This is a genomic window from Bradyrhizobium sp. ISRA436, from assembly GCF_029910015.1.
In the GTDB taxonomy this organism is placed as follows: domain Bacteria; phylum Pseudomonadota; class Alphaproteobacteria; order Rhizobiales; family Xanthobacteraceae; genus Bradyrhizobium.
Window position 1 is genome coordinate 283448 of the sequence record NZ_CP094520.1, and the last position, 13049, is coordinate 296496.

At 59.1% G+C, this 13049-nt stretch carries 8 protein-coding genes; 2 read left to right on the forward strand and 6 right to left on the reverse strand.

Annotated features, from left to right (window positions below):
* Positions 1–725: 725 nt before the first annotated feature.
* Together cysN and cysD are read right to left on the reverse strand one after the other, a co-directional pair.
* Complete coding sequence (cysN, locus tag MTX23_RS36220; protein WP_280978433.1) at positions 726–2615, reverse strand: sulfate adenylyltransferase subunit CysN; 1890 nt, start codon at positions 2613–2615, stop codon at positions 726–728.
* Positions 2615–3514, reverse strand: coding sequence for a sulfate adenylyltransferase subunit CysD (gene cysD / locus MTX23_RS36225; RefSeq protein ID WP_280978432.1), 900 nt, complete (start codon positions 3512–3514; stop codon positions 2615–2617). The genes cysN and cysD overlap by 1 nt, the downstream gene beginning before the upstream one ends.
* A gap of 1794 nt (positions 3515–5308) precedes the next feature.
* Here cysD and MTX23_RS36230 point away from each other — a divergent pair.
* A complete protein-coding gene (locus MTX23_RS36230; protein WP_280978431.1) occupies positions 5309–6556 on the forward strand; it encodes an O-antigen ligase family protein in 1248 nt (415 codons plus the stop codon).
* Positions 6557–6601: 45 nt separating this feature from the next.
* Here MTX23_RS36230 and MTX23_RS36235 read toward each other — a convergent pair whose 3' ends face one another.
* From MTX23_RS36235 to MTX23_RS36250, 4 genes are all read right to left on the reverse strand, one after another.
* Complete coding sequence (locus MTX23_RS36235) at positions 6602–7831, reverse strand: hypothetical protein (RefSeq protein ID WP_280978430.1); 1230 nt, start codon at positions 7829–7831, stop codon at positions 6602–6604.
* Between the two features lie 182 nt (positions 7832–8013).
* A complete protein-coding gene (locus MTX23_RS36240) occupies positions 8014–8673 on the reverse strand; it encodes a DnaJ domain-containing protein (RefSeq protein ID WP_280978429.1) in 660 nt (219 codons plus the stop codon).
* A 5-nt stretch (positions 8674–8678) separates the two neighbouring features.
* The gene (locus MTX23_RS36245) at positions 8679–11435 is read right to left on the reverse strand and encodes a polysaccharide biosynthesis tyrosine autokinase (RefSeq protein ID WP_280978428.1); all 2757 of its coding nucleotides are present in this window, start codon (positions 11433–11435) and stop codon (positions 8679–8681) included.
* A gap of 40 nt (positions 11436–11475) precedes the next feature.
* Positions 11476–12240: a polysaccharide biosynthesis/export family protein gene (locus MTX23_RS36250; protein ID WP_280978427.1), complete on the reverse strand. Its 765-nt coding sequence runs from the start codon at positions 12238–12240 to the stop codon at positions 11476–11478.
* Positions 12241–12404: 164 nt separating this feature from the next.
* Here MTX23_RS36250 and MTX23_RS36255 point away from each other — a divergent pair, with 164 nt between their 5' ends.
* Positions 12405–13022 (forward strand): YdcF family protein, encoded by a 618-nt coding sequence (locus tag MTX23_RS36255; RefSeq protein ID WP_280978426.1) that lies wholly within the window; start codon positions 12405–12407, stop codon positions 13020–13022.
* The last annotated feature ends 27 nt before the right edge of the window (positions 13023–13049 follow it).

Consider the following 13049-nt stretch of genomic DNA (forward strand, 5'->3'; position numbering starts at 1 on the left):
CTCACTCAGACTGGTTTTCAAGAAGACTACGATAGCGATGGATATGGTTGCGACGGGAGCGCGTGGCGCCCACCGTTTCGCTGATCATGGGTTGAGTCGCATTCGTAACCAAGTCGAAAACCAGCTTCCGAGTGCAATTGTCAGCCGCTTCCTTAATTTATAGCTAATCCAGAAATCTGCTTTAAGGGTATGTTCTCCGCGCGACACATCAATCGATTGTGTCTGGCACGCGATCTTCGTACGTAACGTACTAACGTGACTTGCCCGTTGGCGCATGCAGATAGCGGCCGTGACCGGTGCGCTGATAGCGCCGACCGGCTTTCCAGTTTGAACGTGACGTATCCCGGGCAGAAGCCCGAAATCCGGGGAAAATAAACCGAAATCTAGAATGTCAAACGGAGCATAGTCGAGCCGTCGTCTTCTGGACGAACCCATGACGGCAGTCAACAAGTCAACGTCAAGATTTGCGTCGAGGACCTAGCCACATACGCGAGCAAGGTCCTTCGTAATCGACAGCGGGAAGATCAGCCGGGCGCTCGGGCGGCACCGCACCATGATCGAGCACGCCTCGACGAAGTGCTAAACACCGGACACGAGCGAGATCAGAATCGATCTCCCGGCCACCTAGCGCAAATGGCTTGTCGAGCGCCTACTCCTTCGGCTGACACCCTCGTGAAGAGGGCAGGAGTTCGCAGGCCCGGCAGGGACGGCAGATTCGGTAGATGCTAGCGACCGTCAACGATTGCGCGCTCTATCAAGACATCGATCACCGCTTGCGCTAATTGCTCGGGCGTCTGGTCGATGGTCCTGAGGTGAATTTCGGGTGTTATCGGTGTTTCGTAGGGCGCATCGATGCCTGTGAAGTTGTTGATCTTACCGGACCTCGCCTTTGCATAGAGACCCTTGGGATCGCGTCGCGCGCATTCCTCGATCGGCGTGTCGACAAAGACTTCGATGAACTCGTCCTCAGTCACGAGGCGGCGCACCATATCTCGTTCGGCCCTGTAGGGCGAGATGAACGAACAAATCACGATCAAGCCGCTGTCCGCCATCAACTTGGCGACTTCGCCGACACGCCGAATGTTTTCCACACGATCGGCCTCGCTGAAGCCGAGATCCTGATTTAAGCCGTGCCGGACGTTGTCGCCATCCAGCAGCATCGTGTGGCGCGACATTGCGAACAGCCTTTGATCGACGATGTTGGCAATTGTCGACTTGCCCGCGCCAGACAGGCCGGTGAACCAGACGATGCAAGGCTTCTGATTCTTGAGTGCGGCGCGCTCCATCCGGCCCACAAAAAACGCTTGCCAAGCAACATTGGTGGCCCGCCGCAGCGGAGACGCAATCATGCCGGCTCCAACCGTACGATTGGTGCAACGATCGATGACGATAAATGATCCGGTCTTCCGATTGACATCGTAAGGATCGAACGCGGCGGGCAGTGCGGTCGCAACATTGCAGAATGCGATCTCGTTGAGGGAAAGCGTCCGGGCCGCGAGGTGCTCACATGTGTTGACGTCGATCCGATGCTTGATTGCGGTAATGCTGCCGGCGACGGTCTGTGATCCGATCCGCAGGATGTAATTGCGTCCGGGAGCGAGCGGCTCCTTGTCCATCCAGATCAAATAAGCGGCGAACTGGTCGGCGACCTTCGGCCGCTCCCTTGGCCTTGCCAGAAGATCGCCACGGCTGATATCGATCTCATCTTCCAGCGTAATGGTGACCGCATCGCCGGCTTCGGCGGCGGGAAGGTCGCCATCCTGGGTCACGATCCGCTTGATGCGCGTGGTCCGTCCAGACGCTGCGACGACGATCTCGTCTCCTGCCGAGATCCTCCCGGACGCCACTGAGCCGGCATAGCCGCGAAAATCAGGGTTAGGCCGGTTCACCCATTGGACCGGAAAGCGGAAAGCCTGGCTTGCGATTTCGGACTGGATATCGATGCTCTCCAAATGCTCGAGCAGACATGGACCATGATACCACCTGGCATGAGCGGAACGGTCGACGACGTTATCGCCATGGCGGGCTGAGATGGGAATCGGAACGATCGAGGTGAAGCCAAGACCGGCGGCAAAGGTCAGATAGTCGCCAACGATCCGATCGAAACACTCCTTCTTGTATGCGACGAGATCGATTTTGTTCACCGCGAGCACGATATGGCGAATGCCGAGCAGCGAACAGATGAAGGAGTGGCGTCGGGTCTGAACCAACACGCCCTTGCGGGCATCGATCAGGATGATGGCGAGTTGGGCATTCGAGGCACCGGTTGCCATATTGCGGGTATACTGCTCGTGACCGGGAGCGTCGGCCACCATGAAGGAGCGCCGCGACGTCGTAAAGAAGCGGTAGGCGACGTCGATCGTGATGCCCTGCTCCCGTTCGGCTTCGAGCCCGTCCACGAGCAGCGCGAAATCGATGTCGTTCCCGGCAGTGCCGTGCCTGGCGCTGTCGCGTTCCAGCGCCGCGAGCTGATCGTTGTAAATCATTTTGCTGTCGTGCAGCAGTCGACCTATCAGCGTCGATTTTCCGTCGTCTACCGAACCGCAGGTGATGAAGCGCAGCTGGTCTTTTGCTCCAGTCCCGACAGGTTCGGATGTCACTTTGGAAACCATCATCAAAAGTAGCCTTCCCGCTTCTTTTTTTCCATCGAAGCGGCTTCATCGGTATCGATCAGGCGTCCCTGACGCTCTGACACTGTCGCAGTCCGCATTTCCGCGACGATCTCCTCGATCGTGGTCGCCTCGGATTCGATGGCGCCGCTCAAGGGATAGCATCCCAGTGTACGAAACCGAACCATCCGCATCTCAGGAGTTTCGTTGCGCTCAAGCGGCAACCGTCTGTCGTCCACCATGATCGTTACGCCACCTCGCCGCACGACGGGTCTTTGTTTTGCGAAGTAGAGCGGCACGACCGGGATCTTCTCGAACAAGATGTATTCCCAGATGTCGAGCTCGGTCCAGTTTGACATAGCGAACACACGCATGGTTTCGCCCTGGCGGAGTCGTGTATTGAAGAGATTCCAGAGCTCCGGCCGCTGGTTACGGGGGTCCCACACGTGTCCGGCTGAACGGTGGGAGAATATCCGCTCTTTCGCGCGGCTCTTTTCCTCGTCGCGTCGCGCGCCAGCGAAGGCAACGTCGAACTGGTAGAGGTCAAGTGCCTGCTTGAGGGCATCGGTCTTCATCACCTGAGTATGAAGAGCTGAGCCCGATACGATCGGATTGATCCCTCGTTCGATGCCTTCCTTGTTCACATGGACGATCAGATCGATACCAAGCCGCTCGGCCGTCTGATCCCGGAAAGTAATCATTTCGCGGAACTTCCAGGTCGTGTCGACGTGAAGAAGGGGAAACGGCAACTTCGCGGGATGACAGGCCTTGATTGCAATGTGCAGCATGACGCTGGAGTCTTTTCCGATCGAATAGAGCATGACCGGTCTTTTGAACTCGGCGACCACGTCGCGCATGATTTCGATCGATTCAGCTTCGAGACGGCGCAGATGTTTCGGCAGCATATGTCTTCTTCGATGCAGGATCTCTGTTCGCTCAGTGCCGTTTTGATTCAACGGTTCTGGCTCCGATAGCCGTTGCGGCGATCCGGCTTGCCATAGCGCATGACTTTCCATCGGGTCAAACACCTACTGCCAGCACGAATACATGCCCGGCAGCCGCCGTATCCATTCCATCATGGTGTGTCGCAGCCGGCGTCACGCGATCGACACGCGGCTTGACTCGAAGTCTCTGGTGCTTCTCATTTCTGTTCGATAGTGGAGTAAGGACCGTAATGAGATCAGGCAGCGCGATTGGATCAGGGCGTCCCGCGGTGTCACCGACCGGCCCGCCCTCGACGTTGTTCCACAGGTTAATCGGCACGCTTTCCGGCGGCTTTCGAAGGTTGGCGAGGACAAGCATGAGCGAGGCGGACCTCGACGCGCTCACCCATGGTCAATGATGCCGTCGCTGCACGCCTTGATGCTAGCATCTTGAAGCCCCCAATCAATCTCGACCAAGGGGCCGTCCTCGAACGGCCACTGGTAAATCGAACCAGTGGATTTTGCGGTGCAGATCATCCCGCCCGTCGGTCGATTGGGTTGACAGAGCCGCTCCGTTTTGCGCGCGCCACAACAATTGTACGCAACGGACTGGTGCATGCACTTGCTCAGCAAGTGCGCTCAAATTGCATCACATCGGTACTATTCGTACACATACGCCCGCGACGTGGCATGCGGCCGCCGCACCTACGTATCGGTTGCCGCAGCCGCTCTTAGTCGCGCGACTGGCATTCAATGAGCTAGAGCTTGTCTTCCGATGCATTCACCAAAGTCACACAGCGGCCCTTCGCGCAATTGGAGATGGATTGGTGTAGATCGCCGCTGAGCACCTGAAATAAGCTGCCGCACATACATGTGCCGGCTTTTGGGAGTGGCGAACAAGCCCAGCACAAGGGTCGTTTGTTGAATTTCTTGCAAATCCGAGTTATGAAGGCAGATATCTGTAGGGGAAGTGGATGCCCATGGGCAAAGTCATCGCTGGCACTACTATAGCAATAGTAATGTTGTCTTCTGCGGTCGCGCAGGCGGGGCCGGCTGCATGTTTGGCAGGCTTGCGAAATGGGTGCGCTTGCTCGGTTGCTCTTCCGAGCCCGGGTCCAGTTGGTCACCTGAGCGAAATCGTTGGGAATGTGCTTCTCGCGACAGATGTCGGATATTCGCCGATCAGAGCAGCCACTGATGTAAGGCTTAACGATCAAATTAGCGTCGGAAAAGGCGGCAGAGTCCTTCTGAATGTTGCAGGCCAATGTGAACTGAGGCTGGTTGGTCCGAAGAAAGTCGTTGTTAGGTCCGAAGGCGCCTGCGCCTGCGCCTCCTTCGTGACGAGCCCGGCAACAAGTACCGATCTCGCCGGATCCGTGGCTAACGCCATGGCTCAGGCCGGCAGCAGCGACGGAGCTGCAGACGCGACCAACGGCGGCGCCGCAGATGGAGCTGCGAATGCCACCGGCGGCGGCGCCGTTAGCGGTTCTTCCATTGGCAGCGGGGTGAACACAGTGCTCCTAGCTGGCGCTGGGGTTGTTGCCGCAGGCGTGGCTGCAGCGGTTGTTACCCAGAGCCGCGCCCCCGCGAGCCCTTAGGAAGACCTTGCCGCTAGCGAGCAGTGGCGAGGCGATCGGAAGGCGTGCCAGGTTTGGCACGAGGTCAGATCGGCTTTTTCCAGTCACACTTCGTTGCGGGCCGCCTCGTCTATTGTGGACGGGAGCAGCATTCACTCTGTTCTTCTCTTTTCTCTTTGGTGGAGGAACGATCCAGGGCTTGCGGTCGGACGCCCTAATCCAGATCATCAGCCTCGGACTGTTGAGCATCCTCGCATGGCAAATTGATCGGCCCTTTCGAGCAGTAGACGGTTGGCCGTTGGCGATAGTTGCCACGCTTGTTCTATTGTTCTGCGGACAATTCATTTGGCTCCCGCCGGCGATCTGGTCGAAATTGCCGGGTCGTGATCTTATCGCGTCTGTCTATTCGGCTACCAATATCGATCTTCCATGGCTGCCCCTTAGCCTCGATCCGGCGGCGAGTTGGCGATCGGCCTTGTCGCTGATTCCTCCCATCGCTGTTTTCCTCGCGGTGGTTCAGCTGCCTTGGCGTGGTCGCCGCTCGCTTAGCTTGATGTTGGTTTGTTTCGGCGTCGTCAGCGTCATTGTTGGTTTGGCCCAGCTGACGCTGGGAGAGAGAAGCGGCCTTTATCTTTATCCGATCAGTAATTTCGGCAGCAGCGTCGGCTTCTTCGCGAACCGCAACCACTATGCCGCCTTCCTGTACTCCATGATCCCTCTGGCGGCCGCCTGGGTGATCGGAGTTCTTGGCGCATTTGAGCTGCGCCTAGTCTGGCTCATTGGACTCCTGCTCGCTGGAGTAACTTTTCTGCTCGGGCTTGGAATGTCGCAGTCACGCGCGGGGATCGTTCTCGGAATCTTTGCCGCCATGGCCAGCATGTTACTTGCAATCGGTTCGGTAACCAGGATCCGTAAGGTCGCCCTGACCTCGCTCTTCGTCATGTCTGTCACAGCCGTGGCCCTGGTCGTTCAATACGGGCTAGCCGGCATCCTAAGTCGCTTGGACACCGGGATTGCTGCTGATTATCGGCTCGTCTTTGCGCGCGTTACCGCCGACGCAGCCCGGAGCTTCCAGCCGATCGGCTCGGGTTTCGGAACCTTCCCTGCGATCTACCCAATGTTCGAACGGACCAACGATCTTGTCCCGGCCTTCGTCAACCATGCCCACAACGACTGGTTTGAAGTTTGGCTGGAGGGCGGCTGGCCTGCGATTGGACTGGCGGTTGCTTTCCTTTTCTGGCTTGGAAGAGCCAGCCTCAGATTGTGGCGCGGTCCCATTGCCGGACATCGCGATATCGATTGGGCGCACGCCCGAGCCGCAGGCATAAGCCTCCTGCTGCTGATGCTTCACTCGATGGTCGACTACCCGCTCCGCACGTCGACCAATATGTGCCTCTTCGCCTTCCTCTGCGCCTTGATAATCGAGCCCCCGCACGAGCGAGCCTGACGCACGCTGTCGGCGGCGGAATTCCACGGCAATTTGGATTTGCGCCTATCGGTCAGTTCGTCGTAGTCGGTCCGACCGCTTGACTGAAATGTCGCCGAACCAAATGACTCCGCCAATCTGCTGCTCGAGCGCGACCCGAGCGGCAATTTCGAGCCGCAGCCACTGCGCCTCGCAAGCTTGGGGAACCTCGAATCGCGCATCGAGGATCCGCCATGGTGTGGTTCCACTTACGCGGTCCGTTGATGCGAGCACGCCCCCCTCGCCACTGGCACAAGAAAGGGTCCAGCGGAGCCCGCGTTCATTGATTAAGCCCTCCGCCATAACCTTGCTCGACAGCAAATAGGCTCCGGGCGAAAGGATCAACAGTTTGGCGGCGATCGGCCGTGCGATCCGGCCCCCCACGAACTCGATCCGCAATGCCTTGCCGCTCGCTGGTGGAGGGCTATCCACTACCGTCGCATCAACCAGCGCTTCGCGCGTAAGGATCCAGTCGAACGGGCTCCGACGAACCGGGTGCTCGAAGCGGCCATTATAGACGTACGGAATCTGATCCACGCCCCCCGGTGCCATAAAATCGAGCCAAGTCTGGTAGGCACGATCGAACTGATTTCGACTGATCAGCACGTCGAGATAGGGGTACAGCTCTTCCGGCGTCGGAGGATGCGATCCAGCTGCCATCCTCTTCAGGAGAGCCTCCGATGAGTCGAGATCTGCCGGATCGGCAAGGAAGGTAGCGAGAAACCTGCTCCGCCACGGCGGCGCCGCACTGAGCAATTCGGCAAGCGCCGGGATCACCCTTGCATCAGCCGCGATTCGGATCAGTGTGGCCCTGACGCGGTCACGCAAGTGCGGCGGCGAACTTCTCAGCACAGCGTCGGCGTGCTCGAGCGCGCCGGAAAAGTCGCCGCGCGCAAACAAGTGATCGAATAGCCAGCCCTCGATCAAGGGATTGCGCCGCGAGCGCTTCTCGGCAAGCCTCATCCACTGTTCGGCCCGTGCCGCGTTGCCTCGGCGCTCGGAAGCCAGGGCAAGGAGCCTGATCGGCTCGATTGCAACAGGGGCCAAGACGAGCGCTTCCGCGCTGAGGCGCTCCACCTGCGATAGATCCGCGTCAGTCAGCGCGTCGTTTAGCCGGTCCGCGGCGAGCTCGACCAGGGCAGCTTCGTTGCGCGGATCGACGACGACGGCAGTTCCTGAGTGGGTGACCGATTGCCACCCGGCCCATATAAGTAATGGCAACACCGCTACAAACCGGAGCCATCGGCCGCGCGCCATGTGTAGGCAGCGGAAACGCTCAAGCCATCTCGGCAATCGCCCGTACCGGCGCAGCCGTTCGCGGTCACGCTTTCTCACAGTTGAAGCCACCTCCCCCATGCCTGGGACCGCGGCGGCGGCGGCAGTCGATAGGTTTGAACCATGCTCGAATCCGACAGGTGAAGTCTCAGTCTGCTCTCGAGCTAGTCATGGCCGATGCGGAAAAAGCGGACTATTAGCGGCGGAATGATCTCGTCGGAGAGGAGCACGATGGTTGTTCCGGCCGTGAACACCAGGAGCGCTATCAGAACCTGGCTGCGGCGAATCCGATCGCCGCTTTTGCCGGTTATGGCAACTCGCCGTAAGCGGGACTTTAACCATCGGCGCTGTTGCCGCGGTCTGCGAGCCATCGGCGCAACCGACGTCGCTGACAGCGAACGATCATAACGGGCGCGGCGCTCCGGGTCCTTGAGCTCATGCCAGGCGTCGAGGACCCGTTGGGAAAAAGCGGAATCCCATGCTGCCCTATCGCGATCCGGATGGAGCCATTTCATCAACCAACGCACATGCTCCGCGAGGGTCTCCCTTGACGCAGTTGCCGAAACGCCAAGCGTCCGATAGTGGTTGCCGTTGGCCTGCAGCAGGTTCTGCTGCAGGAACAGTTCCGCTGCTGCCTTGACCGCCTCCGCGTCCTCGCCGGTCAGGCGAGTTGCGTCAGAGAGTGGTTTGTGGGAGCCTGCCGCGATACGAATGAGAGTCAGTACACCGCTCGGCAAGGGCCGATCGCGGATAGCTCTCGCCAGCGCCGGCGAGCGCGCCAGCTCGAGTGCCAGGTGGAGCGCCTGCTGGTCCGTGGAAGTCATTCCTTCTACTCGACGTGTGTCATCTGCCCCGTCTTGCCGATCCCATTCACGTAGGGGTCCATTGCTCCGTAGCCATAACCGTAAAAATACGCGGCCTTGTCCGAATTCAGCTTGTTGAGAACTGCGCCGACCATTTGCGCCTGCGCGAACTTCAGGCGCTTCACGGCTGCCTTCGCGGCCTTGCGGCGCGTGCGGCCAGCCTCGATGAGGAGCAGCGTTCCAGCCGCAACACTGCCAAGGAGGGGAGCGTCCGCCAGCCCCGCCACCGGCGGGCCATCGACGATAACCAAATCGAATTTCTCACTAGCGATCGTCAAAAGGGATAGCATCTTCGGCCCCGCGAGCAATTCTGCCGGATTCGGCGGTAGCGGGCCGCTGGGCAGAAGGGTCAAATTTTGAAAGTTGGTCGCCCTGAACACCTCCGGCGGCTTGGTGCTCCCCGCCAGACAATTAGAAAGGCCCGCGGACGCTTCGCAGCCGATGAAAGTATTCAGCGAAGGTTTGCGCAGATCGCAGTCAATCAGCAAAACTCGCATGCCAAGCGCAGCGCAGTTTCTGGCCAAGAGATAGGCGGTTGTCGATTTCCCTTCCGACGCGCTCGCGCTGGTGACCAACAACGTCTTCGGGATTCCGCTGGCGGTCGAGAATTGCAGAGCTGTTCGCAGCGAGCGATATGCTTCCGCAATAGCCGATCTCGGTGCATCCATGAGGTTCTTGGGATCGCCAAAGTCATCGGAACGCGGGACAATGCCCAGCAATGGTAGCCCCAGGTTCTCTTCGACGTCCTCTACCGACCGGAAGCTATCATCGAGCTGTTCGCGCCCGAACGCGGCAAGGGCGCCGCATAAGAGCCCGAGCAGCAAAGCCCTGAGAAGGTTCGCCTTCAGGTTTGGCGAATAGGGTGCTCCTGGGACCTCGGCAACATCCACGACCGATATATTGTTGGTGCCCACCCCACCTGCTACGCCAATTTCTTTGTAGCGCTGCAGCAATCCATCATAAAGCGTGCGATTGGTATCGACTTCCCGCTTGAGAATATTATACTGAATATCTCGATTGCGAAGGTCAACAAAGTCGCTCTTGAGGTCCGCGACCTTGCGCATCGAGACTTTCTCTTGCTTAACTGCAGACTCATACTGACTTTTGAGGGAGTCCTTGGTTAAGTTGACCTCAGTCTTAACCTGCCGATCGAGTTCGTTAATACGGGCCTTTAATTGCACCATCGCGGGGAAGGCCGGCTTGAATGATTTTAGTTTCTGCTGGTACTCGGCTTGCAGTTCGGCACGCTTGCTCCGAATCTCCTGGATCGACTTGTTGTCCAGGATCTGCGGTAAGGCAAGCCCGTCACTCGTCTCAGCCTGGCGCCAAAGAAGCTCGCTGCGCACACGGTCCGCAGTAGCTTTGGTCAACGCATCGTTGGCCGCGGCAAGATTGCCAGCCACAAGGCCTTGTGTACCAGCGCTCTTGGCACTGGTGCTTAAGTCGACGATATCCTGCTTGTCCGCGTAGGCCACCAGCTCTTTCTCTGAATCCTCCAGTTTGACCTTCAACTCCTGAATTCTCTCTTCCAGGAAAGTCTTGGCGTAGGACGTCGCCTGGAGTCGCCGCTCGAGGTTCTCCGCAATGAAGCTGTCCTGCACAGCGTTGACGATCCTTGCCGCGACAGCAGCGCTTGGACTGTCGAAGCTGATCTGAACGACGCTGGAACTGCGTATCGGCTGAATGATCAAATTAGCTTGCACTGTGGCGGCTGCGGCAGCTTGGCGCTCCGACAAGGTTGAGTTTTCCTCGGCCGGCTCGCCCCCGAAAATCAGCGTACGAAGCTTCACCCAAGGCGACGGCGCATGGGCTGAAAGGAACGCCTTATCATCGCTGAGGTCGATGCTCCGCGCCACTCGTTCGGCGAGTGATCGACTCTTCAGCAATTCATACTGCGTCTGATAAAACTCGACGTCATTCCCCGCGTTCCCTTGTTGGACGTCCTGCGCATTCACGACCCTGGGGACATCTCGATCAATCTTCAGACTTGCCGATGCTCGATAGATGGGCGTGGTCAGCAACGTCCAGACCAGTCCGGCAATCAGGAAAATGCCCGCCACACTTAGGATGAGCCAGCGATGTTTAAAGAGCAGCCAAAGATACTCATGAATATCAAAGCTGCCTTCCTGGCCCGGGCGTTCGGCATAGGCCGTATCGGGCGAAAAATGCGCGGGCAGCGTCTCGCCCGATAGTGCGGGGTATTGGCCACGAGCCTGTCGCGAAACCGGCAGCTGCGCCGCTTCATGATGGGGCGGAGGCTCGCTGCCATCCTGATCGCCGATTGGCGCCCCGGCTGCTCGGTCCGGATTGGACCGATGGGCCCGACTTGCTATATCGGCGCTTAGCCGGTCAAGCTCCCATTCATCCTGGCCCGCTTCCCCATCCAGGTTGGCGGGACTGGCCGTCTCCCGGCTCTCCGAAAAATCGGGCCGCTCGACTTTGGGTCGAGCGGATGCGGCGCTGGCGGCGAGAGACCCGTGCGAGTGCGTCGGCGGATGTGCGTCAGTCATGGTTTGGATTTTGCTCTGATTTCGCTTTAAGGCATAAATGGTCTTCGTCGGAGCGAGCGTCTTGCTGGATCCGCTCGGCCCATCGCCTTCCCAACCTGCATCACTGCTTGCCGTACTGCAGAGGCATTGGTCCGGTACGCTGATCGGGCCGGGCTGCATTATCTTCAGTGCGATTACCGATTCAGCCCGGCCTCGAAAGATCGAGGCGTTCATTCAGGCGGGGCGGCTACTCCGCGAACCCATTTTGAACGCATCACAAAAGTGGCACGAACGTCGCGACCCCTGTAGCAACTGGCAGCGCACTTCGCAGGCCCGCCCAGGCTGCCTTTAGCCCGGACTGATCCACCACGACGATGTCTCCGCCCTGTAGCACCGGGTCGGTTGCCTGGCCCTTCTGGATGGCGGTCAGATCGAACGAGGCCACGTTCTTCTTGCCATTCACCCTTCTAAACACGAGAACGCCGTGCTCCTCGGCGGTTTCGTCAAATCCTCTCGCCAGCGCAATCGTCTGCGAGAGCGTCATCTCGCCAACGAGAGGAAAAATACCGGGCTGCCGCACGGCTCCCTCTACCGTGACGCGCTGGCTTGGCGAGTGCTTGATCGCAACATCGACCTGCGGAGACTGAAGGTATTTGGCGCCGAGCCTTTTTTCTAATTCTGCCTTCAGCTCCGCCGTCGTCTTTCCAGCCGCCGGAACCGATCCGATTAGAGGAAAGGCTATTTGTCCGCTCCCGTTGACCTGAACCGACTTACTGAGATTGGGTACCTCAAACACCGAAATCTCCAGGACATCGAGCGCGCCGATTCGATAGTCCGGGAGATCCTGTCCTGAGTCGGCTACTCCCGGTGGGAGTTTATCCACCGTTATCGGGGTTGCTCCATTAGACATTGCGGTTGTCTCGGGCGAGGTAGTGCCGGTCGTCGTGCAGCCGCCCATCAAGGCGGGCACCAATAAGCTCCAAAACAGCACTGCATGCCGTTTGGTCGATCGTGGGGCGATGAACAGAAAGGGTTTCACTAGCGGTGTTCCTATATGTCGAGAAGCTTCTGCCGGTTTTCGTCTTCCCGCTTGGACTGGCGCTTGCCGTCTCTCTAGTCGCATTGGCGCTATTGATCGCTTGTCGCCCTGTCGCCACGCGGATTTTCTTGGCGATTGCGGTTGTCGGTCTCTGGGTCTCATCCATGCCCGCTTTCGCCGACCTCATCACCACTCCTCTCGAAGACCAGAATTCACCCCACCCTATTGCAACTGCGCAGGCAGCGGATGCGATCATCGTCCTCGGCGGGGGGATAGCGAAGCCCCGGGCGCGACTGACCGAGCCTGAGATCGGCCCCGCCGCCGCCCGCCTCTTCGCGGCTTACGCCCTGTGGCGGAGAGGCAAAGGAAGACTGATCCTGATCAGCGGCGGTAACCTGCCTTGGGAACAATTGCCGCGATCCGAGGCTGAGATGGCAGCTGAAGTGCTGCAACAGCTGGGTGTCCCGCGCGACGCCATTCTGATCGAGGGCAAAAGCCGCAACACCCATGAGAATGCGCGCAACACCGCGGTGGTCTGGCGCGAGAATGGTATCCAGTCAGGGCTGCTCGTCACGTCGGCGACGCACATGCCGCGCGCACTCGCGACGTTCCGCGCAGCCGGGCTCGACGTCGCGCCTTGGCCAACAGACTTTCGTGCGCAACAGCCAACCGCGAAGAGTATTTTCGACTTCCTCCCAGACGCTGGAGCTCTCGCCGCAACAACCGCCGCGGCCAAGGAGTGGCTGGGGCTGGTCGTCTACCGTTGGCGCCGATGGGCGTAGGTGCCCTTTGCCGAGACTGTGCGGAAG